The following is a 26,180-nucleotide window of genomic DNA, read 5'->3' as shown; positions in this document are numbered from 1 at the left end:
TTCTTTGTTTAGATCGTGTTCGCTATCAATTGTATTGAGATTTACAGATAATCATAGCATTGTTGAGTTTTCTGAGGTTATCCTAAGTGCTATTGTTTTTAAGTTGCAAAAATTAGAGGTGACGTGAACATGTTAACAACAAGTGAAATTCGAATCCGCGATCCTTTTATTTTGTCGGATGCTTCTAATCATACCTATTTTCTATATGGAACAACCGATGAAAACGTATGGGAGGGCCCGGCAACGGGATTCGATGTATACCATAGCTCTGATCTAGAGCAATGGGAAGGACCTTTCCCTGCCTTTCGTCCTGAAGCTGACTTCTGGGCAGATCGTCATTACTGGGCACCTGAGGTGTATTTGTACGAAGGAAGTTTCTATATGTTCGCCAGCTTTAAAGCTGAGGGGAAGTGCCGGGCAACTCAAATTCTCAAGGCAGATAATCCCCTGGGTCCTTTCGTGACGATTACGGAAGCACCAGTGACGCCTATCGATTGGGAGTGCCTGGACGGTACACTGCATGTCGACCAAGATGGCACACCATGGATGATATTCTGCCATGAATGGCTTCAAGTGCAGGATGGCAAGATGTGCGCGATAAGACTCACTAAAGATCTGCGGTCGCCTGACGGCGAACCGGTCATCTTATTTCAAGCTTCAGAAGCACCATGGACGAAAACGTGGGATGGGACAACCTATGTCACCGATGGACCATTTATTTATAAGAATCAGCAAGAGGAACTCTTGCTTCTATGGTCAAGCGGAGGGGAGAAAGGCTATACAATCGGTATTGCCCGATCAGCTTCTGGTAACGTGGTTGGTCCATGGACACATGAGGAGTTGCCACTTTATGCGGAAGATGGCGGTCATGGCATGCTCTTTCATAAGTTTGACGGTGAGTTAATGCTTACGATTCATACACCTAACAATTCACCCAATGAACGAGCCATTTTCTTGCCTGTCACGGAGCGCGAAGGTAGCTTGAAATTGAAATAACAAGGAATGAAGGGAGACGAGAGTATGGAATACAAATTGAATGCCCAAGTTTCGACGAAAAGAATTTACCGATCCTCACTTAAGCTCGGTGGTGTAAACCCCGATGGGGTAACGATTGGATTTACAAACTACTACATGGAGATAAACGGCAGCCCGTTCTTTGCTATCTGTGGAGAATTCCATTATTCACGTTATCCGGAATCGGATTGGGAATCTGAGATCGCAAAGATGAAGCTGTCTGGCATTAACGTGATCGCCACCTACATCTTCTGGAATCATCATGAGGAAATCGAAAGCGTGTTCGAATGGAAGGGTAATCGTAACCTGCGGCGCTTCATCGAATTGTGTAGTAAGCAAGGGTTGTACATTATTCTCCGTGTTGGACCCTTCTGCCATGGTGAAGTACGTAACGGTGGTCTGCCTGATTGGTTGTTTGGCAGAACATTCGATGTTCGCTCGAACGACGAAGGCTATTTGAATTATGTACGTTTGTTTTTCGATCAGATCGGCAAGCAAGCAGAAGGCTTGATGTTCCGTGACTGCGGACCTGTTATCGGTATTCAGCTAGAGAACGAATTGAATGCAGCGGCCGCGCTGTGGGAAATGACAGCGAAGCAAGGGGACGAGTACCTGAACGGTGGAGTATCCGGACATGAAGGTATAGAGCATATGCGGCATCTTAAGCAATTTGTCGTCTCCGCAGGAATGGATGCGCCAATCTATACGAGTACCGGTTGGGGAGCAGCGCCGTGGCTTGAAGATGAGGTTCTGCCTTTGTATGGGGGATATGCTTATACACCGTGGAGTATTAGCGATAAAAATCCGCACCAAAAGCCAACAGGGGAGTATACCTTCGTGAGCTATCACGAGGACGAGTCACAAACTGTTGATTTTAAGCCGCCTTATTCCAAGTCGAGATATCCTTATGCTTGCTGCGAGATGGGTGGAGGTATGCAAACCTGGTATTTGTCGAGATTCCAGGTGGATCCGGAGAGCGTTGTTGCGATGACATTAGTGAAGATCGCCGGCGGCTGTAACTTCATTGGTTATTATATGTTCCATGGAGGTACGAATCCGTTCGGGAAGACAGGCTATTTGAATGAGAGTACGACACCTAGAATTACGTATGACTTTCAGGCGCCGATTGGAGAATTTGGACAGATTAGAAGGTCCAGTCACCTCCTGAGACCATTATTATATTTCCTTAAACACTTTGGAGAGCGACTAGCTCCTCTCGGTACACTACTCCCGGAAGAAGCGGCTTCCATTCGTCCGGAAGATTCGTCGTCGCTTCGGTACGCGGTACGTACAGACGGTCATACGGGATACTTGTTCATCAATAATTATCAGGATCATGTCGAGATGGAGGCACATGATAATGTCCGCTTTACGATCGAACTGGCAGAAGGACGCTCGCTTACATTCCCTCAGAGGTCGGTGTTACGAGTGCCTCGTCATGCATCTATGATGCTTCCATTTAACTTCGATATGGATGGATTGCAGTTGAACTACGCAACCGCACAGCCCGTAACTTATCTGGAGTCAGATGAGGCTGTAACTTATTTCTTCGCAATGACCAAAGATTCCGATGGCGAATTATCTGTTAGTGGGGAACTGCTTCACCTTACAGCTGAATGGTGTGTGGTGGAACGTCAGCAGGACGACCAGCATACGGTAGTCGTCCCTTGGGATAAATCTTCGATGATCAAGATTGCACGTGAAGGGATGAGAGAGGTACGCATCTATGTAATGACAGCAGAAGAGGCCTCGACGCTATGGGAAGTTGAAATTGCCGGTACACGTCGAGTGATATTCTCCGAATATCCGATTGTCGTACAAGGGGATAATCTTGAACTGATCGTAAATGGACAAGAGAACGTTACCTATTCGGAATTCGTAGAAGAATCAGGAGCTACCCTGAACCATTCGATTGAACTAGCTTCGTTGCCAATTCCATTCGAATTGAAGACGATTAGTGAGCATAAGATAGTCCTGAAGCTTGATGTCGAGGAAGTGCTGCAAGGAAACGATGATGTTCTGTTGAAAATCGAGTATACAGGCAATGTCGGCTATGCTTTCTCGGGAGGGCAGCTGATTCATGACCACTTCCATAATGGAGCTCCATGGGAGATCGGGCTGTCTCGGTTTAGAGATCAGGTCCGTAATGGTGAAATCGTTCTTGAGACTACACCGCTTCGCCAAGGTACGCTCGTATTTGATGCGAATGCAACTATGGCGGTAGAACAGCATTTTATTGGCCAGAAGCAAGCGGTATTTCATCGGGTAACTGCCAGTCCGGTGCGGAGAGTTTCGTTAGTTGTAGATGGACTACAGACAAGTATATAGTCGGATAGCGCACTGTTCTAGCTAACAATGAATGGTAGTTATTTGGAGTAATTACCGGATAGCTTAGGTGCCTTTCCAGCAGTACTTCTATTGCTATTCCACTACTACAACACACATGTAATGAGATTTTATATGTAGGAGTTATACTCTTTGCTGCTACAACATCTTTCCTGATCCAGCCATTGCTAGTTCATTGGAATATCTACACGATAAATCGTTGGCACTATACAGCTTCTTTTGGTACAACTGTTTTCATAGCTGTAACTGCAAAATATTTAACCAATAAAATTACTGAACAGTCCCCAACTGAGAATTAAATACACAACAGGCAATATAAAGATCAACGAAATACATGAGATGGTTTAGATAGAAAGCACGCTAGAAAAACATCACTAATGTTGATGCATTACGGAGAACGATAACTCAGCAACCAACGACGGCAGCCGGCCAGAACGATCGGCTGTCGTCGTTGCGCTATCTGGCAGAATAATACACTTATTAAGCGGGAAAACTTTAATTAAATCAACCAAGGATGGGGTTTGTTTGCACATTGCACTAACGATTTGGGCCTTTATTGCAGCATGGAAATGGGCTAATTGGGAGCGGTGGCGGGAGTTTCTCCCAACTATGTACTATATGGGGAGCATGAGTTTGCTATATCAATACATTGCTCATAGCACATATCATCTTTGGCATCACGAACGAAACATCCCCAACGAACTAGTTAGCGATAATTTATACTATCATGCTTTTTCTTTCCAACTATCCAATTAAGAAGGTCGCAATAGTCAGCCACTTTTTAAAGTGGATAATTATCTATTCATCATTAGAATGGATTGGCAAAGAAAATGGTTTTATGACTTACCATCATGGTTGGTCTTGGCCTTTGTCGGTGTTATTTTACTGCATGATGTTCCCTATGATTCGCTTACATCATTTGCGGCCACTATATGCAATAGCGATATCTCCTATCATAATTTTCATGTTGTTAATGATTTTCTATTTCTAGTTCTTTTGCCGTTCAGCTAACGGGCAGAAGAACTCAAAATTATGATCGTATTTTTTTGGCAATACTGTAGCTGTGTGTAACCTTATGTAACCGAGGTACATCTTGCTATGACAATGGAAAGATCATCTTGATCAGTTATGACAATGGAAAGATCATCTTGATCAGTGTATGGGTCGTAACATGCTTGCTTTTAATCATCACGGTACCGCGTAACAAAATTCGGGAAGCGTTTGTCATCTATGCATTTAAATAGATGATTAACAGCGGCAGTCCAAGACTTTAATTTCTGGTCTTGTCCTGCCACGCTGTTTCTTTAAATGGACGAGTGCGCAGCAACAACTGATCGATTATTATGGTGCCAAAGCGCTGCTGTGCGGTAACCACGCCCGCCGCTGTTCCGGTAACGGAGCCTACAAATACGCGGAGGCGTCAGCCGATTCCTTCCCATATATCATCGGAGAGGAGCTTTTGTAATGCGAAATTTCGTGGTCAAAACCATTCGCCGCCCTGACTACAAATAAGAGTATCTAGGAATTTCACAGCAACTGGTTTTTTCGGACTGGAATTAAACAAAAGTACATGGAGATCAGCAGCTACTCCCTGGTTTTTATTTTTGGACGGCTGGGAAGAAATCGTCTGGCGGAGGAGTACGGACTCGACGGGAGAGTGCGAAGGAGCTCGGAATCTCGAAACGTACAAGAGAAGCGTCTATTCATGCTATTGTGCCTCATTCACGTAGTGATAATTTAATTGTAATAGATGGCCTCGAACGGGAAGTCGAGTTCCTTCGTCCGGTATTCCATCAGCGGCATGGACATGAAGTAGCGGAACATCTTGCCATCAATTACACCTATGCTGATGTCAAGCTGGTGCATCAGAAGAATGATTGATTGATGTGTAAAAAATGGAGCTTTTGGCCGTAGGCCGATGACTGGATCATAAAGCACTCTCCCTTTTGATAATTTGCCGGAACCCCTCCGTACACCTCCTCATAGTTCCACAACATCGCTTGTTATGCAAGAACTCATCGTCTCAACCAGTAAAAACTGGCTGACCTCATATACGACTGGGAACGTTAGTTGAACAAAGACAGCGGCAGTCTAAGACTTTGTATTTCAAGTCTTGGTTCGCCGTTGTTTAATTATTTTCTAAAACCCTTCCAACAATTATCTCACGATGTTTATATCTCTAGGTATATCTTAGAGCAGCCTAGGATCTGAGTCCATTCCTGAAATAAAGGTATCAATTCTAAAAGTATGATATTTAGGTTTGTATAGCACTTAAATATACTTATAGTGTTGTTCGTTTTGTAACCGCTTGCAAAAGGGGGGTGCAAGAAAAGGGAAGCCAGTACATATTTATATCGTTTGACTGGCAGACTGGCACCCTATCATGGAGGTTGGCTTTTTATTTTGCTTACTTAAGGAGGTAATCAATGATGTTATTTCTATTGAGGAAACACTTAATTAAGGCTGTCTTCTGCTTGGTATTAGGATATGCACTTTCATTATGGGGTATTAATTCAGTGTCTGCGGAATCACCTGTAGTAGGAAGCGACAACTTTACCGACGGAGATGCCAATGGATGGACCATTATAGCAGGCGGTGGCAAATGGTCAGTGGCGGATGATGGGTCAGGAACCAATAATGCTTACTACAGTATATCGGATCCGCACTACTTAGCTTCTGCTTTCGGTGATTCGAATTGGAACTCGTACACGGTTGAAACCAATATCAAGTTAAAGTCTGGCGTATGGAATAATGCAGCTTCTATCGTCGGTGTTGTAGGCAGGCTATCGGATGTGAAGAATTACTACAAATTTTCTTACGATAACAGTACCAAAGCAGTAAGCATAATCAAATGGCAAGGCGGTGCTCCTACTACGCTAGCAACGGCAAACTATACGTATCCTTCACTTAACACGTATCATACCTTCAAACTTGAGATGAGTGGAACAACATTGCGAGGTTATATTGATGGCGTGCTGCTGCTAACTGCAACGGATAGTACTTTCACCAAAGGTAGAGCTGGTGTGTTCTCCTATTATCAAGCTACCTATTATGATGACGTGAAAGTGACAGGCACAAGAATTCTATTAAACACATACCCAAATGGATTACACAAAGCGCTAACCTTCAGCTATGACGATGGGAGAACAGAAGATCGCCAATTGCTGCCGCTTTTCAGTCAATACAATATGAAGGGCACTTTCCACCTGAACTCTGGATTGCTCGGGACGACGAGCGCGTTTATCACCTCGGCAGAGGTAGCGCCGTTATACGCAGGTCAGGAAGTCGCTTCCCATACGGTCGATCATACGAATTTGGCAACCCTCACGGACAGTGCTTCCATTAGTGCTAAGATTCAAAATGACCGCACTGCGCTGCAAGCCCTCACTGGGTATCCAATCTATGGTTTTGCCTATCCGAATGGTGGGTACAACAGCAGAGTGCTTAGCGTGGTTCGCTCCTCCGGACTGCGCTACGCTCGTACCGTTAACTCTACGTATAGCTTCGACCTTCCTAGTGACTTCATGTTATGGTCATTTACCGTACGACAGATTGATAAAAATCTGAACACGTACGGGCAAAATTTCCTCAACCTTGGCGACAACGGTAAGATGAATCTATTCTCAGTGTGGGGGCACAGCTTCGAGTTATCAAGTCCGGCTACGTATTACATTTCATGGGATAGGCTGACGAGTTTTTTCAGCATGATGAGCAATAAGTCAGATATATGGTATGCAACAAACTTACAAATCTACGATTATGTCAACGCTGTGCGAGCTCTGACATACACAGGCACAACCATATATAACCCTTCTTCTTCTATTAAAGTATGGGTGACCATCGATGGGGCGGTAAGACAAATTGGTCCTCTGCAGACAATCACGTATTAACAAGCAGCATTAAAGTTGTTTGTGCAGTACTTGCATAAATTAGGAGTTGGATTGAATAAGGCAAAGAAGGATAATCATCCGTCCTTTGCCTTATTCGAGATTTATGTTGCATTTTCTAAGGAAAATCCTATAGTTTCAAGGAAAATCAATCGGACTTACCATCAGTAAATTGAACATACTTTCGTTCAAGCAGATAATATAGTCACAAGCCAATAATGGAGGATACAAGCATATGTCATTCGGTAATTTGAAGGGTCAAAACTATGAGGCTTATCTTTTTTGTTACTTTACAGTTGAGGACGAGGGCGGGGAACAGGTCTATTTTTCATTGAGCGAAGATGGCTTGCACTGGAGGGATCTAAACAACAGACAACCTGTACTGATCTCCTCAATCGGTGAAGAAGGGGTTCGTGACCCATTCATCCTACGGTCTCCAATAAATAATAAGTTCTATATTATTGCGACTGATTTGCGGATCGCTAGCCAGAAGGGCTGGGGAGCCGCTCAATACGAAGGCAGCCGTTCCATTATTATGTGGGAATCGGATGATCTCGTGAATTGGTCCCATGAGAAAAGTGTTCTGATCGATCTGCCTGATGCCGGCTGTGTATGGGCTCCTGAAACCATCTTTGATGAAGAGACAGCAGAACACTTGTTGTTCTGGGCATCTATGGTGGAGGAGGAAGGTAATGAACCAAAGCAAGTAATTTATAGCTCGAGAACAAAAGATTTTATTACCTTCACTAAGCCAGAGAAGTATATTGAGCGGGACAATCATGTCATTGACACAACATTTATTAAAGAAGGCAACACTTATTATCGTTACTCAAAGGATGAGACGACGAAGTGCATTACGATTGAGTCGAGCAATTCGCTAGAGAAATCGTCATTTGATCCAATACATTCTCCAATCCTCGGCAATCTGTTCGGAATGGAAGGGCCAGCGATTTTTAAGTTCAATGATCGGGACGAATGGTGTCTCTTGGTTGATCAATACGCAGCGAAGAAAGGTTATTTGCCATTACTTACAGAGGACTTGTCCAGCGGCCAGTTCAGAATATTGAATGAAGACGAATATGATCTGGGCCAAACATTGAAACGGCATGGGTCCATTCTAAATATTACAAGAGCTGAGTTTAACTCGCTAGTGGACGCCTGGGGTTTATCCGAATAGTAACTTTGGTAAGGAGAAAATGATCATGACTATAAAATATACTCCTGAGCAAAAGCTGTTTCATCTACAAGCAAAGGATACAAGCTACATTATTCATATTGCCAAAGACACCTATCCGACCCAATTATATTGGGGTGCAAAAATTCGCAACGCCGATCTCACGGATATGCTGGGGCATCCATATCGCGTATTTAGCCCATTGATCGAAAGACAGGAGGTTTTTACACTCGATGTATTGCCTCAAGAATACCCAGGGTATGGCACGGGTGATTTCCGAGAGCCAGCCTTTCAGATTCAGCTTCCGAATGGAACTTGTATCTCAGAACTGCATTATGAGGGGTATACCATTAAGTCAGGTAAGCCAACACTAGCCGGCCTGCCCTCAGTATATACGGAGTCTGACGATGAGGCAGTTACGCTTGTGTTAACACTAAAGGATGCACTGATAGGACTTAAGGCAGAGCTTTCTTATACCGTATTTGTAGATCACAATGTCATTACACGTTCTGTTCGATTCTACAATGAGGGCAGCGAGCCAATACGCCTATTGCGCGCGTTTAGCGCTTCTGTAGACTTCCCGCATGATCAATTCGACTTCCTTCAATTGTCTGGAGCTTGGGTGAGAGAGCGCCATATCGTTAAGCGTCCTCTGGATTATGGCAAGGTCAGCGTTGAGAGTCGTCGAGGGGCGAGTAGTCATATGCAGAATCCGTTCCTTGCGCTGCTCTCGAAAGATGCGACGGAGGAAACCGGCGAAGTTTATGGCATGAGTCTAGTATACAGCGGCAACTTCATCGCACAAGTTGATGTTGATCAATACCGAACATCTCGTGCTCAAATTGGTCTTCATCCTGTTGGATTTAATTGGCATCTTGAGCCGGGCGAGTCATTCCAAGCGCCTGAAGCTGTTCTTGTATTCTCAGATAGCGGGTTAGGTGGCATGTCTCGTACGTATCATAAGCTATACCGGACAAGACTCGTTCGCGGCAAATATCGAGACGAACCTCGTCCGATTCTCATCAACAACTGGGAGGCTACGTATTTCGATTTCACGCCTGACAAAATTGAACGTATCGCAAAAGCAGGGCAAGAGCTGGGGCTCGAGTTATTCGTGCTGGACGATGGCTGGTTTGGCAAGCGGAATCATGACGATTCCTCGCTTGGTGATTGGTTCGTTAACCAAGATAAGCTCCCTAACGGTCTAACCGATCTGGCTGATCGCGTGAATAACCTCGGTATGCAATTCGGACTCTGGTTTGAGCCGGAGATGGTGTCTGTCGACAGCGAGTTGTATCGTTCTCATCCGGATTGGTGTCTTCATGTTCCGGACCGACGCAGAACGGAGAGCCGCAACCAGCTCATTCTCGACTACTCAAGAGCGGATGTTCGCAGCTACATCATTCAGACGATTAGTGATTTGCTTTCGAGCGCAAATATCCGATATGTCAAATGGGATATGAATCGTAACATGACGGAGGTTGGCTCTGCCTTGCTGCCGCCAGAACGTCAGCAGGAAACCGCGCACCGTTATATTCTAGGTTTATACGAGGTAATGGATGCGATCACTTCACGTTTCCCACATATCCTTTTCGAGAGCTGCTCTGGCGGTGGCGGTCGGTTTGACCCAGGCATGCTTTTCTACATGCCGCAAACTTGGACCAGCGACAATACGGATGCGGTAGAACGGCTGAAAATTCAATATGGCACGAGTATTGTGTATCCAGCAAGCACAATGGGATCGCACGTGTCGGCCTCGCCGAATCATCAGGTTGGTCGTGTAACCTCACTAGAGATGAGAGGGGACGTTGCACTATCCGGCAACTTTGGGTACGAGCTTGATCTATCGACGGTAGGCGATGATGAAAAATCAACCATTAAGCAACAGGTCGCTTTCTGCAAAGAGGTTCGATCACTTGTCCAATTCGCGGACTTCTATCGTTTGTTGAGTCCATTCGATGGAAACGAGACCGCTTGGATGTTTATCTCCGAGGATCGTATTACTGCTCTTGTTGGATATTTCCGCGTGTTGGCAGAACCGAATCCAGTGGTTACGCGCCTTCGTTTGAAGAGTCTTGATCCAAGCAAGGATTATCGGCTGGAAGGAACAGACGAAATCTATGGCGGAGATCGTTTGATGAATGCCGGCATTCAGATCCCTGTGATGATAGGCGATTTCCAAAGCAAGATGATGTACTTTAAGGCAATATAGAATAACATTTCTACAAATTGGAGCTGATGGATCTGGGCTTATCCCAGATTCGTTGCATATCGGAAAATTAGAGGGGTTTCGTCTAATGAAGAGGATTACGAATCTGTGGCCTGGCGGCAGGCTGAAGGCATTAACTCTAAGTTATGACGATGGTGTCGAGCAGGACAGAAGTTTGGTAGAAATATTTAATAAGTATAATCTTAAGGCGACTTTTAATATTAATTCCGGAATTCAAAGTGAGAGCAGTATTTGGAATGATAAAGGAGTAACCATTAGGCGCATGAATGCTTTTGGTTTGGAGGAGCTATACGATGGGCATGAAGTTGCCGTACATACTTTAACCCATCCTAGTCTTGTAGATATTCCGCATGAACTTGTTCTCAAGGAAATTATAGAGGATAAAAAGCGCCATGAGGAGCAGTTTGGTTATTTGGTAAGAGGCATGGCGTATCCCTTCGGCACTTACAATGATGATGTCATAGAGGTTGTGAAATTCTGCGGTATCGAATACGCAAGAACCGTCAATCAGCATGAACAATTCACCCTCCCTGATAATTACTACAAATGGCATCCAACTTGCCACCATATCAACCCTAAGCTAATGGATTTAACACAAGCTTATATTCAGAAAGTGGGCGGACCTTTATCTTTAATCTTCGTGTGGGGACATAGCTACGAGTTTGCTGTAGATAACAATTGGGAGCTCATTGAAGAATTCAGCAAGCAGATAGGTAACCGCAGTGAAATATGGTATGCGACGAACATTCAGGTCGTGGATTACTTGAAGGCTCAGAGACGGTTGAAGTATTCAACGGATTGTTCAATGGTATACAACGAGAGCTCATTATCAATTTGGATAAGTGTAGATGATCAAGCTCATGAAGTGATGCCGGGGCGTACAGTACTTTTATAAGCTATTAATTGACTGATACAGTAGCATGCCTTGGTTTATGTGGGCTTTAGATAATTAAATCTCTGACCTGGAGGGAACGTCACATGCAGAACACTTTCACTAACAAGAATCTGAGTTATGGGATTGTAGAGGTTCAAGATCCTTTCTGGAGTCCCTATATGCAATTGATAAGAAATACGGTCATTCCTTATCAATGGGAAGCACTCAATGATCGAATACCCGACGCGGAACCTAGCTACGCTATTCACAATTTTCTAGTTTCAGCTGGTCTTAAACAAGGGGAATTTGAAGGGATGGTTTTTCAAGATAGTGATGTGACGAAGTGGCTTGAAGCTGTGGGCCACTCTCTGCGCAATTACCCTGATCCCCACTTGGAGAAAATTGCAGACAAAGCGATTGAATTAATCGCCAAGGCGCAGCACTCGAATGGTTATATAAATACCTATTACACAATTAAGCGTCCCGGCAAACAATGGACGAACCTTCAAGAGGCACATGAGCTATATTGTGCAGGGCATCTAATTGAAGCTGCTGTTGCTTACTATGAAGGGACAGGTAAAAGACAACTGCTTGATGTTGCCTGCAAATTAGCCGATCACATCGATGATGTTTTCGGAATTGAAGAGGGCAAAATAAGAGGCTATGACGGCCATCAGGAAATTGAACTGGCACTCGTAAAGCTTTATAAATTAACAAATGAAACTCGTTATCTAATGCTGGCGAAGTTCTTCATTGATGAGCGTGGTACAATACCGAATTACTTACTTGAGGAAAGTAAGAGAAGAGGCGGGAACAGTGTATGGCATGATCAGCCAGCCCCGTTCATGACCAGCAATCAACTAGACTATCATCAAGCACATAAACCTGTCCGAGAACAGGAAGTGGCTGTCGGTCATGCCGTCAGGGCTGTATATATGTATACAGCAATGGCTGATCTCGCTAACTTAACAGGAGATCGAGAACTTCGTGAAGCCTGTTGTAGATTGTGGGAGAACATTGTAAATAAGCAGATGTATATTACAGGGGGGATTGGATCTAGCCCTCATGGTGAGGCGTTTACATTTGATTACGACCTACCTAATGATACGGTGTATTCAGAAACCTGCGCTTCAATTGGTCTCATCTTCTTTGCTAATCGAATGTTGGAGATGGAGAGATCAAGCGGCTATGCCGATATTCTGGAACGGGCACTATATAACAATGTAATCAGCAGCATGTCGCAGGACGGTATGCATTATTTTTACGTTAATCCATTGGAAGTATGGCCTGAGGCCTCTGAGAAGAATCCTGGACGACGGCATGTGAAGGCTGCACGGCAGAAATGGTTCGGCTGCTCTTGCTGCCCTCCTAATGTCTCTCGACTGCTCAGCTCCTTAAACGACTATATCTATACGGTATATCCTGAGGAAAACAAGATTTATACCCATTTGTTTATCGGTAGTGAAGCAGAACATAAGCTTGCAGCAGGCATAGTCCAATTAAAACAGGAATCTCGTCTTCCATGGGAAGGTTATACGAGGTTTGAATTCACGCTAGTCCCAGAAGTAGACTTCTCCTTGTTCTTGCGTATTCCATCTTGGTGCTCAGGTGACCCCGTATTGAAAATCAATGGTGTCGCAGTGGGATTTGATATCCAAGGCGGATATGCAGTGGTGGTTAGGCAGTGGGCGAAAGGGGATATCTTGGAATGGGAAATGAACATCGAGGCGAAGTTGGTTGAATCTCATCCGAAGATAAGGGCCAACGCAGGAAAAGTGGCAATAGTACGAGGACCATTGGTATATTGTCTGGAGGAAACGGATAATTGCAGTGTTATCTCTTCTATTTCGATCAATCGGAAATCAAACCTCGAGGTATCTGTAGACTCTACACTGCCAGGGAACCCCATCGTCGTTAAAGCATTTGGGCGTAAGGATCAGCAATTATCATGGCGAGAGGATATCCCATACCGCGCCGTTGCCCAGAGAAATGATTCTCAGTCTGTGTTAGTGAATGCCGTGCCTTACTACTTGTGGGGAAATCGAGGGGTAGGAGAAATGTCGGTATGGGTTCGAGCGTTTGATTGTGAATAAGCCTTACCTGATTAAATATTGGCCGAGTTTCAATTGGGCAATGTTTCTCGATGCAATTAATGAATTTAATGATCGCATAAACAGAGATGGGCTAATGCGCACAAGAAGATAATTAGACGAAGGCAGTCGACCGTAAATTGAATAGGCTGCCTTTTTTCTTTTAGCTAACGAGAGGCTAGCTTTCAAAAGAAGGCAGAGTAACCATAACGTACAGCAATTACATCCTCTAAAGCTTCATAATAAGAACGCTGCTACACGATTTACTGCTATGTTATTATCGTTTTTTTAGGAGGTAATCATTACGATGGGATTTTGCTGCAATGAAATTTGAGACGGATGTTCTAAAACATCACAATCGCAAACGACTTTGTTTGATCGGTCTCAGTGTAATGTTAGCCTGCTTCGTTCTAATAACCGCCTACACACTTGCAAATGATCTGCCTGGTGGATTCTCGGACCAAAGAAGGTCACATATAACAGGATTAAAGTCCACAATTCGAATACCACTTGGAAAAACACCAGTGGATGCTGTTCAAAAGTTTCGCCACTTTCCAACTATGCAGATTGTTTATAAGGAGGTTGTAAAAGACGGAGAACTAATATTCATCAAACGTTTTTATCAGAAGGAAGGTACTGACCTCCAAATCGAGTTCGTACGAAAAACATGGTTTGGCTGGAAATGGGTCTGGGGTGGTGGATTTGGAATTGCGAATTTATCTGCAACCATTGGTTTAGATTATGCGGTTATGCCGAAGATTAATGGAATCTATACTCCTTTCCCTATGGTTTACGGGGAACTTTTCAACCCTTCGATTAGTAAAATAATGATCATTACAAACGGTCAAAATCCTGGTGTATTTTCCGCTCAACTGAAAGGTTCCAATAATGAGAATAAGATGATCTGGTTCGCTTTTCTTCCAGAGTCCGTTACAACCCCTTTTGAAATTGAAGCACATAACGCAAAGGGGGACATTGTGGCACGAAAAAAAGTTTATGACCTCAATGGATATGGAGAAATTGAAATAGGAGGACCCTAATGTTGGTGCTCACTTTGAATGTAAGGGCTTGATTCAAAGACATCTTCGATTGGCCTATAGCGGTCAATCCCATTCCAAACAATAAAAACACCTTCAATGAACTCTTCTAAATTAATAGAAGTGAGGAGTAACGTTGGAGGTGTCTTTTTCTGCAACATAGTTATGACAAAGGGGATTTATGGATCGGAGATCCAATTTTGTAACTCTAGACGACGTCATTATTTTTTGAGAAAAACGCCGGGATGAACAATGACTAAAATAAGGGTAACAAATCTGAAATGATGATATTCAATTCAAATAGAAAAAAAATTATTATGGATATGCGAATTGAAAGCGGTGTTATCTTTCTAGGGATAATAGTTAAATTATCGCTTAAACCCTTTTTGTAACGTGTGTTTTTGGTATACAAGTGGATGTAGTGAAAAGAGAGGAACGTTGAATATTACTTAAAATAATAGGAATATCATATTCTTCGAACAACGCTTTTTGAAATAACATATAGATAGGTGGCACCTGCCATTTTTTATTTTGCAGACCTTATCGCCTAGTAACACCGTTCACGATCATTTTCAATATAATTCCGCTTCCACGTGTTTCTCCTGTACTTGCTGCGACACTTGGTTCAATACAGACTTGGGCAGTTTGCAAGATTCATCTACTCTGAGTTCTATCCATGCAAAACTGAGTATTCTCAAGGGTGTGATCTTGAGTCGCACATATTACATAAGGGGAGGAAATACGATTGAAGTTTTTTGAGCATAGCATTTGCGAACTATTACAGTCGCGATGCTTGTTTTTATTAGTACCGGAATCGGAATAAACTTTGTTGCTATCTGCTGTGGTAGTAATTCGTTTGTACTTTGAAGTGGAGGGGATGTATGAACAATAAGAATTCATCAATATGACACTGCGAATGATTAATCAAGATGCTAAGAAAGAGGAGGTTATTCGCTTGAAAAGAACTTTCAGAAGAGTTATTTCCAAAGTTCTAATTACCACAATGCTGGCAACTGTTGCGACAGGGATTACAACTTATCCCATAAATGAAAGCGCATACGCGGCCCTGTCATCAGCAACATTGATTAATGCAGACTTTGAAGAAGGAAACCCATCAGGTTGGACGACGACCGGAACTGTAGCTGCCCAGAATTCGGATAAACACGGCGGTACATATTCGGTTAAGTTATCGGCAGCGAATTCTACGATATCTCAAACGTTGACAGATATCCCTCAAGGAAGCTATACATTGTCGGCTTGGGTAAAAGGTGGCACCAGCAGTAACACTGCTTTTATGACAGCAACTCAAACCGGTGGACCAGATGGAAAATCTACAGTTGATGCATTCATCAACAATACGTCGTGGACGCAGATTGCCATCAGGAACGTATTGGTCTATAACGGTCAGGTGAACGTATCGATTGGATCTGGCAATGGTACGAACCTTGCGGTTGATGATGTACAGCTGACGCTCGACAGTGATGATAGCAACCCGACTGTCAACTGGAATTTCGAAACAAACGGCGGTTCACTGACAGGCTGGAATGTGGACAAAGGATCAGTCAGTACAACGACAGATTCGGATACGGGCACAACTGCAGCTGTTCTTAGCGCAGATTCCCAGCTTAGCCAAGTAATCAATGTCAAGCCGAACACTTCGTATATTGCGACGGTCCGAGCTAAAGTTGACAAACAGGATACGTGGAAAACGACATATCAAAGCAATCATCTGGGTAAAACCGGTGAGTTGGTCGATGTTGTTTCCTACGGAGACAGAATCAACCTTGGTGTCAAAAACTTGAGTGGTACTGTTCTCAGACAAGCACCTGCAGGTATAGCAGGTTACGCACTTCTAACTATTGCCTTCAAGACAGGGCCGTCCGACAACCAAGTGACGCTGTATGCGAATACGATAAATGATGTCAATTACCAGAACAGCGTCAAGGTCTACGGAGAAGTTGCCAATCATGAGAACGGCAACAAGCAAGATCAGTGGACAAGCAATGGTACTGACAAAGCGTATGTCGACAACTTTGACGTATTCGAGATCGACAACAGCATCGTTAAAGGTGCCGACGTTTCCTTCCTGCCTCTCATTGAAGATGTAGGCGGCAAATATTTTGCCAACGGCGTACAACAAGATTGCTTGGCGATTCTTTCCAACCATGGTGTCAATGCGATTACGGGCATGATTATGGTCCATTCCGGCAATCAAATCTATGACCAAAGTAGTCCAAAGCAGCCGATGTACTCGACGTATTTTACGGATGCCAATGGAAATTTCCCGCCTTACACAATGCAAGCTGGGTATTATGACAAAATTCACTCCTACCAACTGGCACAGCGGGCTAAAGATCTAAATATGGATTATTTCCCTAACTTCATGTTCAGCGATGGCTGGATGAGTGCAGGTACAGCTCCAACTCCATTGGAATGGATGTACAAGGATGCTTCTGGTAATTTGGTCGATCAGACGTTAGATGAAATGACGACTACAATGTACAACTATGTATACGATTTCATCAAAGGCTTGATGGATCAGGGCACACCTCCAATGGGCTTGAAGATGGGTAACGAGGAAGACGGCGGTATTGTCTGGAATACGGGGAAAAGCTACAAAGGTGCTGGATTCAAGGCGTTAATCAACGCTGCATATGATGCGGCACATGCTGCAGCGCCAGGCATCAAGGGCTTTATCCATTCCAATAATGGCTATGATATTGCAAACTCCAACACCATATTTGGTTACTTGAGTTCAACCAATGTAAAATTCGACGGACAAGCTTACTCCTTGTATGGCGGTCGTCCAACGGGGTCGATTATTGGTATGTTGCTTAACAATACGTCTCTTTACCCGGATAAGGATTATTTGAACCCAGAGACTGGCTATGCATTCACGAGGTACAATCCAGACTGGTTGGATGAGAGTGGTTCCATTGGTCAGACAGCATACTGGGCGAATACGCCGAATGGCCAATATAACTATCTACTTGACTACATGCAGGCTTATCTGGATGTACCTAACCCGCATGCAACAATGAGAGGCTTCTTCTATTGGGAATCTGACTGGATTACAGTTGAAGGTGCAGCATCAGCTACCGGCGGCGGTAACTCAATCGACAGACGGATCATGTTCAACAACGGCGATCCATCTATTAAAGAAATGGGTAGCACTGCAAACGGTAAAATGGGCGATATGATGGACAGCATGTATGCCCACCTGATCAGAGGCGATGTGAAAAACAAAGCGGCTTCTGTTCAAACCGGTCTTGGTACGTATGGCACTTATACTGTAACCAAGACTAGTCCGACAGGCATTACTTTGAGCAACAGCACACTGAGCATGGTTGAAGGCAGCACGAAGAAACTTCTCCCGACGATTGCTCCAGTTAATAGTGTGACAGATTGGACGATTAACTGGACCTCCAACAATTCCTCTGTAGCAACCGTCGATAAGTCTGGTAATGTGACGGCGGTATCGCCAGGCACTGCGATCATCACAGCTACTACAGAGGACGGCGATCTAACTGCTCAATCGACAGTTACGGTTACAGCTGCAGTTACAGTTGGAGCAGGTAATATGGTAATGAAGGTGAATGGTAACACAGTCTCCGGATCGTTTAGTGCAATGGTCAATGACAAAGTGAAGATTGCAGTTACACTTCCTGCGGGCACGACCAACAAAACGGTTAAATTTACTTCCAGTAATCCACAAGTTGCATCGTTCCTTGGCGAAACGTGGCAGTCGTCTTATCCTGGTACATTGTACCAGCAAACAGATGTAACGACAGGCGTCCAACTTAATGTGAAGAAGGACGGTACAACAACGATTACAGCAACATCGGCTGACGGTACAGCTTTACAAACCTTCACATTGACTGCAAACAAAACGGCTGTCGCCAACATCACGCTGAATGCAACGACTGCAACAATGAGCCTAGGCGATACGAAGCAATTGGTTGCTACGGTAACTCCTGCCAATGCGACGTTCAATACGGTGAAATGGTCCTCATCGGATCCAACAGTAGCATCTGTTGATTCCACTGGACTTGTGAAAACGCTTAAAGAAGGTACAGCGATCATTACGGCAACATCGGATGACAACGCGGCACTGAAGGCGATTTTCACGGCTACAGTAGTCCCAGTCATGGTAACTGGACTTGACCTGAGTAAGTCGTCGCTGAGCCTCATGGTCAATTCTTTGAAGCAGGTAAATGCAATTATTACGCCATCCAATGCGAATGACAAGACTGTAGAATGGAGCACAACAGACCCAACGGTTGCGACGGTTGATAGCAACGGTAATGTTACAGGCATCAAAGTAGGAACTACAACACTTGTCGCAACTGCACATGACACGAGAAACGGCACTTACAGCAAGTCAATTCCTGTGACTGTTCAATCGACGGCGATTGCTGCTTCAGGCGTAAGCATGAATACGGAATACTACTACTTTACATCCGATTACTTCTCTGAAACGAATAAGAGTCTGACAGCTCCAACCTATCAATTAGCGGCAAACGTGACACCAACTGATGCAACGAATACGGATGTAACGTGGATGTCAAGTAATCCGTCCATAGCTACGGTGAATCAGTATGGCGTTGTAACTGCCCTGAAATCAGGTTCAGCAGTTATTACAGCAACGACCAAGGATGGCGGATATACGGCTTCCAGCACAGTATTCGTGCCTATATACAGTGAGAGCTTCGAAAACCGGTCTACGACAACAACAGACAACTGGTCTGTAGTAGCAGGTATGTCGAGTTCCACTGGTGCAACGGGTACTTTCGTTAGTGCAGTTACTAACGTAAGTGCCGGCAATGTATTCCAAGTTGCGGGTGCTGCAGCAGGAGCGAGTACGCAGAAGGTATTCACAAGCCCTGTAGTTAACAACAAGGTTACACTTAGCTTCGATTGGAATGTCGGCTCTCCATCAGCTGCAAATGGTGCAGGTCAGCTTAGCATCGATGATAGTGCCGGTAACCGCTACCTTACGCTGCAATACAAATCGGCAACAGAGATGACGTATGCGGTTGGCGGAGTGGTAGAGAATGTTGTTATTGCAAGTCCGGCCGCGGCTAATGTCGGATCCGGCTTCAATACTAATAATACTGTCTACAAGCTGATGGCAACGATTAATCTGGCATCAAGAACGATCGATTTCACAATTATTAATAAGAGCAATTCAGCAATTAAAGCTACAAAAACGAATATTCCGTTCGAGCCAAATACGGCATATCAGAACAATGTTGCCAAAATTCAATTTGCTGGCGCTGTAACTGGTTGGACGACGTGGATCGATAATTTCAACGTCTACGGTGAATCCCCTGTTGCAAGTTCCATCTCGATTGACAAGACATCAATTGCTCCGCTTGCAGGAACGACGACGCAACTGACTGCAGTTGTTGTGCCTAACGTTAAAGGTGTGAGTCAGTCCGTCACATGGACCTCTAGTGATCCAAGTGTCGCAACTGTGTCGAGTAACGGCCTTGTAACGGCAGTTGGAGCAGGTGTTACTACAATCACGGCTGCATCGATTGCCAACCCTGCAATTAAAGCAGCTAGCACCGTGAATATTCACACAGGCGTCATTCCGATTGAAGGACTCGGCATCAATAAAGGATCAACTGATGTTTCTGGCACAACCCTTACCGTACCTACAGGTGAGTCAATTCAATTAAAGCCAGCGATTAACCCAGGTTCTGCAGATATGCGTTCTATCACTTGGAGTTCCAGTGATCCTGCTGTTGCTGCAGTTGACTCAGACGGCTTGGTGACAGTTTTAAGCGCTGGAACAGCCGACATAACCCTTTCAATTGATAACTACAGTACGGCATTATCTACAGAGCATGTAACAATTGAAGGCACAGGACCGGCTGTTGCTAACACGTTGAACCTGAAGAATGCAATCAACAGCGCGATGGCATCGAAGACGCAGCCGGATGATTACTACTTAAGCGCCAGCTTAACGGTGTACAAGGCGGCCCTTGCAACAGCGCAGTCGGACTACGCCGCGGCGCAAGCGAACAAGTGGGATCCTTCCCATCAGTACCAATTGGATAAAGATACGAGCGACTTGATTACGGTTACAGCAGGGCTTATTAAGAACCCGAATATTCCAATGACATCATTAAGCATGACGGCTTCGACCATGTATCTTGTAGCAGGTACAGCAAGTCAAATTGCTGTAACGTACAGCCCGTCTTATGCGACGAACAGCAATTTGGTGTGGACATCCAGCAATCCTTCTGTAGCTATCGTTGACGGCAATGGAGTTGTGGTTGCAATTGCAAAAGGCATCGCAACGATTACCGCTAAGACAGCGGACGGATCGCTGCAAGCCGTGAACACAGTAACTGTCTCCGACAACTTGTCGGTGGGTAAACCTTCAACAGCTAGCGCGTCGAGGGCAGGATTCCCGGCTTCGGCTGCAAACGACTCGAGTAGTTTAACATTTTGGAACGTAGGGGCTCACACGCTGAACTCCAGTTTAAAAGTAGATTTGGGTGCAGTGGCAAAGATCAATTCAAGCTTCATCTCGTCGTGGAATACTATCGCCTATAAAATCGAGGTATCCAATGATGATGTAACTTACACAATGGCGTTTGATCACACGGCGAGCTTGACATCCGGCAATAGCTCTACAGATACGATGCCTGCCAACGTATATGGACGATATGTGAAAGTTACAATTACGAACACGCAAGCATCAACAAGCTGGGTTCAATTGTATGACTTTCATGTTTACGGTGCTTTTGTTGCAACCGCAACCGCGATCAGTCTTGATAAATCATTTGCAACAATTGAAAAAGACAGCACTTTGCAGTTGACACCAGCCATTACACCTCTAAATGCAACTGCTTCGGTCTCTTGGACAAGTGACAAAGCAAGTGTTGCAACGGTTAACTCAAGTGGACTTGTTACAGCGGTAGGCGTAGGAACAGCTACAATTACGGCAACCACTTCAAATGGTCTGACAGCAACAAGCACGATTACAGTAGCAGATACGACAGCACCTGCTGAAGTCACGGGAACGAAAGTAACAACTTCGGACCAAGCAATAACAATTACGTGGGAAGATCCTGCAGACATCGACTTTGACCATGTGGTCATCAGTGGATCAGAATTCACATCCAAGAATGTAGCTAAAGGTATAAAACAAGTCAAAATCACAGGCCTTACGAATGATCAGGCGTATACGATTACACTGAAAACGGTAGATGCGACAGGCAATGTATCGACAGGTGTAAGTGTAAACGGTACACCGGCCCATGATGGTACGCCAACAGCTGAGGTGACTACTGCAGCGGCTGCAGGCGGCGATCAGAAGCTTACGATTACTTGGACTGATCCAACGGACATAGACTTTGACCATGTTGTCATTAGTGGAACTGGTGTCACAACGCAGAATGTTGAAGCTGGCGTGGAAACGGCGACCATCACAGGTCTTATGAATGGAACGGCATACACGGTTCTCATTCAGACTGTAGACGCTGATGGCAACAAATCGATGGGGGTTACCGTAAGTGGAACTCCTTATGATAATAAGGCGCCAGGAGAAGTAACGGCATCCGCCGTAACAGCGGCATACGGTAAACTTTCGATTACATGGGTAGATCCAACCGATGATGACTTCAAAGAAGTCAAAGTTAGCGGTGCTGGCGTCACTACGCAAACAGTAGCGAAAGGTGTGCAATCCGTAACATTAACGGGACTCACGAACGCCACAGCTTACACGATCAAGATTCAAACCGTAGATATGAACGGTAACGTCTCTACTGGCACTACTGTTGGGGGCATTCCGAATATGAATATCTCGATTGGTAATCAGATTAGTGGCGGCGTAGGTTACAAACGTACCATCAGTGTTGATGGTGGAGATCTTACAGGCAAATACCTAGTTGTTCAGTACACGGAAGGTTCAGGAGCAAGAGCTAAAGTATCGATTGCAGTCGTAGACGCAAGTGATTCTACGGATATCTCGTACCAGACAGATGGAACACAAATAAAGGTATGGCTCGTAAGCGGCATCCCGAATCTTACAGCAGCTGATATGGGAGTAACGGTATTTGCATCAGCTGTTACAGGTGTTGTACTGGATAGATATCCATACGGACTTCACAAAGCATTGACGTTCAGCTATGACGATGGAATGGTGCAGGACAGAAGAATGGTCGCGTTGTTTAACAAATACAACATGAAAGCTACGTTCCATCTGAACTCAGGATTCTTGGATACGGCTAGCACTTACGTTACATCTTCAGAGGTTTCGACTTTGTATGCAGGGCATGAGTTAGCAGCTCATACAGTCAATCATATTAACCTGGTCACATTATCGACTGCTGATGCAGTTAAGTCGATTAAGGACGACCAAACTGCGATTAGCGCGCTGTCAGGCTATCCAATTTACGGTCTTGCCTTACCGAATGGTGGTACAAACAGCAGCGTTAAGAGTGCAATTGCGAGTTCAACTACTATCCGGTATGCTCGTACGGCTTCATCTTCATTAAACTTTGATCTTCCAGACGATTTCCTCCAATGGACAGATACGGTACGTGACATTGACACGTCTAACCTAAACAAATTGGGCGACGATTTCCTAAACCTTGGTAGTAACGGAAAGATGAATCTTTATTCCGTATGGGGCCACAGCTGGGAGCTGGATAACCCGGCAACGTATAAGATTTCTTGGACAATCATGGAGGACTTCTTGAGCAAGATGAGCAATAAACCGGATATTTGGTACGCAACCAATATTCAAATTACAGACTACGTGAACGCAGTAAGGGCGTTGAAAGTTACGAAATCGACAGTATTCAATCCATCCCCTACATTGTCGGTATGGGCAACGATCAATGGTGCTGTTAAGGAAATTAAACCACTTCAGACGATTGACTATTAAGAGTTACTGTAGGGCATTCAAACAGGATCATCGCTAGTTGAAGTGGAGAAGTGGACATTGGAGAGATTGCGATGTCCGCTCCCGCTTGAACAGCGCTGATGATGTAATGCTTAAGGAGTGAAAATATGAAGAAGAGAGCATTGACATTAACATTGATTTTCTTGTTAATAACTTGTTTTTCTGTAACGGGCTTATCTTTTGCAGCAGCATCTGTTTTAACTGCAAACTACAAAGACGGTGTAATAACCGTTGCTGGATCGAGCTATACGAGCGGAACCAACTATACCTTAAGGATTGTTGATACTGTTAATTCCAACATAAAAGCCATGGGGCAAGCAACAGCAGATGTTAACGGCAATATTGCAGCTAATATCACAACTGGTACATTGTCTACTTTATCGAATTACGTTGTTTATCTGAATAAACCGAATGGTACGCTTGAAGGATCAGTTCGTCTAGATGGTTCATCCAACAGCGTGACCTACAATGTATCCATTCAGTCAAGTGTTGGAGGCATGGTTCAAACAGGTACGAGTGGCAAATATGTCGATGGATCAACGATTGCGCTTGTTGCAGTCTCTAGTAACGGATATGTGTTCGATAGTTGGACGTCGAGTGCAGGCGGTACGTTTGCCAATGCAACAAGTGACTCTACAACGTTCATTACGCCGAAGTCTGATGTCGTTATCACAGCTAATTTCAAGTTGATTACAGACACGGCTGCGCCAGGAGAAGTGACAGAAACATCTGTTTTTGCGGGTGATGGGCAGCTGACCCTAACGTGGACAGATCCAGCGGATGCAGACTTTGAACATGTTGTCATTAGCGGAACTGACGTAACTACGCAAACGCTCGCAAAAGGAGTAGGTTCTACAGTCTTTGCAGGACTTAGGAATGGGACGGAGTATACGCTTACGATTAAAGCTGTTGACGCAACTGGCAATGCTTCAAGGGGGGTCAGCATTTCCGGAACACCGACAGCATTGGCTGCACCTGTTCAAAGCGTCACGATCTCAAAATCCAGTACAACACTTACAGTTGGCGGAACGGAGCAGTTGACTTTAACAGTAACGCTTGACAATGCTACAAACAAAAATGTCGTCTGGACTGTAGTAAGCGGCAGTGACATCGCATCTGTATCCGCTGCAGGACTGGTTACTGCGAAGTCTGCAGGAACAGCGGTAGTCCGAGCGACTAGCGCTGCGGATAGCAGCTTGTATACTGAGTGTACGGTAACTGTAAATGCAACATCAAGTGGAAACGGCGGTACTGGCAACACGGGTGGCAGTGGTGGAAACGGCGGTACTGGCAACACGGGTGGCAGTGGTGGAAACGGTGGTACTGGTGACTCCGGAACCAATGAAGACACGATCGTTGTCATTAACAAAGGCAACAACATTACAGCGGTTACTACGATTGATGCCAAGTCTGACGCTTCTAGTGGGGCAATAGCATCAGTTACCTTAGAGCAAGTTGCGAAGGCAGTTCAGGAGCTGAACTCACAGGGCGGTAAGAAGAAAATCATTGAATTCAAAGTAAATGCATCTAATGGAACGCAATCAATTAGCATATCGATTCCAACAGTTGCATTAAGCTTGGCATCGCAGAATGGTGTAGAAGGATTGCAGATATCTACCTCAAATACCACTATTCGTCTTGATCAAGACGCACTGGAGTCCATTATCAAAGAAGCAGGTACTAATGTAGTCATTTCGATTTCAAATCTCAACACCTCTACTTTGTCGGATGAAGCGAAGAAGGCAATTGGCAGCAAGCCTGCAATCGACTTAAGCGTAACAAGTGGAGACAAGGGGATCACAATCGTTGATGGAAAGATCACAGTATCTATTCCATATACACCGAACGATAATGAAAACAAGAATTCGCTCATTATCTACTCGATCGATGAAACTAGTAAGTTGGAAGTCGTAACGAATGGTAAGTACGATTCAGCGAGCGACAAGGTCACCTTTACTACAGATGAAATGGGACAGTTTGCGATCGGCTACAACAAAGTAGGGTTCAAAGACGTGGCGAACAATGTATGGTATAGCGATGCTGTAGACTTTGTCGCGGCAAGGGGAATTACAACCGGTCTCGATGATGGTAAATTCGATCCTAACGGTAATCTAACTAGAGGCCAATTCCTGACGATGGTGATGAGAGCTTTTGAAATGAAGGCGGATGACTCCAGTAGCGAAAACTTTTCTGATGCAGGCAACACGTACTATACCGGATACTTGGCTGCTGCTAAGAAATTGGGGGTTACCAATGGCGTAGGTAACAACAAATTTGCTCCGGAGAAAGAAATTAACAGACAAGAGATGGTTACGTTGTTGTACAACATCTTGAAACAAATGGATGTATTGCCTACAGCATTGGATCAGCAAAATTTAGGTGACTTCAAAGATGCTGACCAGATTGCTCCTTGGGCCGACGAAGCGATGACGTTCTTTGTGAATCTTGGCATTATCAACGGTAGTGGCCAATCAATTAATCCAGCAGCTTCTACGAATAGAGCGCAGATGTCACAGGTGCTGTATCAATTGTTTATGGATAAGTAGACTCTTGTAAGAGGAGGGAGTCATTATACACCTCCCTCTTAGCGGATTATTATAAGCGG

Annotated in this window: 10 protein-coding genes; all 10 read left to right on the top strand. The window is 44.6% G+C overall.

Features of this window, described 5'->3' with window-relative positions; genetic code table 11:
• The first annotated feature begins 129 nt into the window (after window positions 1–129).
• Complete coding sequence (locus tag ACFFSY_RS18960) at window positions 130–996, top strand: glycoside hydrolase family 43 protein (RefSeq protein ID WP_377496908.1); 867 nt, start codon at window positions 130–132, stop codon at window positions 994–996.
• Between the two features lie 24 nt (window positions 997–1,020).
• Window positions 1,021–3,342 carry a beta-galactosidase gene (locus ACFFSY_RS18955; RefSeq protein ID WP_377496906.1) on the top strand — a complete coding sequence of 774 codons (2,322 nt, stop codon included), beginning with the start codon at window positions 1,021–1,023 and terminating at the stop codon, window positions 3,340–3,342.
• Between the two features lie 2,444 nt (window positions 3,343–5,786).
• Complete coding sequence (locus ACFFSY_RS18950) at window positions 5,787–7,250, top strand: polysaccharide deacetylase family protein (RefSeq protein ID WP_377496904.1); 1,464 nt, start codon at window positions 5,787–5,789, stop codon at window positions 7,248–7,250.
• A 232-nt stretch (window positions 7,251–7,482) separates the two neighbouring features.
• Window positions 7,483–8,424, top strand: a complete 942-nt coding sequence (locus tag ACFFSY_RS18945) for a glycoside hydrolase family 43 protein (RefSeq protein ID WP_377496902.1) — start codon at window positions 7,483–7,485, stop codon at window positions 8,422–8,424.
• A 25-nt stretch (window positions 8,425–8,449) separates the two neighbouring features.
• Window positions 8,450–10,633, top strand: coding sequence for an alpha-galactosidase (locus ACFFSY_RS18940; RefSeq protein ID WP_377496900.1), 2,184 nt, complete (start codon window positions 8,450–8,452; stop codon window positions 10,631–10,633).
• A gap of 85 nt (window positions 10,634–10,718) precedes the next feature.
• Window positions 10,719–11,546: a polysaccharide deacetylase family protein gene (locus ACFFSY_RS18935; protein WP_377496898.1), complete on the top strand. Its 828-nt coding sequence runs from the start codon at window positions 10,719–10,721 to the stop codon at window positions 11,544–11,546.
• Window positions 11,547–11,629: 83 nt separating this feature from the next.
• Entirely contained in the window at window positions 11,630–13,618 is a 1,989-nt protein-coding gene (locus ACFFSY_RS18930; protein ID WP_377496896.1) for a glycoside hydrolase family 127 protein, read from the top strand.
• 320 nt (window positions 13,619–13,938) lie between these two features.
• Complete coding sequence (locus ACFFSY_RS18925; RefSeq protein WP_377496894.1) at window positions 13,939–14,655, top strand: hypothetical protein; 717 nt, start codon at window positions 13,939–13,941, stop codon at window positions 14,653–14,655.
• Between the two features lie 952 nt (window positions 14,656–15,607).
• The gene (locus ACFFSY_RS18920; protein ID WP_377496892.1) at window positions 15,608–23,557 is read left to right on the top strand and encodes an Ig-like domain-containing protein; all 7,950 of its coding nucleotides are present in this window, start codon (window positions 15,608–15,610) and stop codon (window positions 23,555–23,557) included.
• Window positions 23,558–23,682: 125 nt separating this feature from the next.
• Window positions 23,683–26,121: an S-layer homology domain-containing protein gene (locus ACFFSY_RS18915; RefSeq protein WP_377496890.1), complete on the top strand. Its 2,439-nt coding sequence runs from the start codon at window positions 23,683–23,685 to the stop codon at window positions 26,119–26,121.
• Window positions 26,122–26,180 lie beyond the last annotated feature (59 nt).

The organism is Paenibacillus aurantiacus (genome assembly GCF_042431225.1).
Lineage (GTDB): Bacteria > Bacillota > Bacilli > Paenibacillales > Paenibacillaceae > Paenibacillus_Z > Paenibacillus_Z aurantiacus.
Note: the sequence above shows the minus strand (reverse complement) of the source record. Positions and strands in the feature narration are given on the sequence as shown.

What these genes read in the sequence shown, in the direction of transcription:
- ACFFSY_RS18930 (WP_377496896.1), top strand. Translation starts at nt 11,630, where the DNA reads ATGCAGAACACTTTCACTAACAAGAATCTGAGTTATGGGATTGTAGAG.
- ACFFSY_RS18915 (WP_377496890.1), top strand. Translation starts at nt 23,683, where the DNA reads ATGAAGAAGAGAGCATTGACATTAACATTGATTTTCTTGTTAATAACT.
- ACFFSY_RS18940 (WP_377496900.1), top strand. Translation starts at nt 8,450, where the DNA reads ATGACTATAAAATATACTCCTGAGCAAAAGCTGTTTCATCTACAAGCA.
- ACFFSY_RS18950 (WP_377496904.1), top strand. Translation starts at nt 5,787, where the DNA reads ATGATGTTATTTCTATTGAGGAAACACTTAATTAAGGCTGTCTTCTGC.
- ACFFSY_RS18960 (WP_377496908.1), top strand. Translation starts at nt 130, where the DNA reads ATGTTAACAACAAGTGAAATTCGAATCCGCGATCCTTTTATTTTGTCG.
- ACFFSY_RS18925 (WP_377496894.1), top strand. Translation starts at nt 13,939, where the DNA reads ATGAAATTTGAGACGGATGTTCTAAAACATCACAATCGCAAACGACTT.
- ACFFSY_RS18955 (WP_377496906.1), top strand. Translation starts at nt 1,021, where the DNA reads ATGGAATACAAATTGAATGCCCAAGTTTCGACGAAAAGAATTTACCGA.
- ACFFSY_RS18945 (WP_377496902.1), top strand. Translation starts at nt 7,483, where the DNA reads ATGTCATTCGGTAATTTGAAGGGTCAAAACTATGAGGCTTATCTTTTT.
- ACFFSY_RS18935 (WP_377496898.1), top strand. Translation starts at nt 10,719, where the DNA reads ATGAAGAGGATTACGAATCTGTGGCCTGGCGGCAGGCTGAAGGCATTA.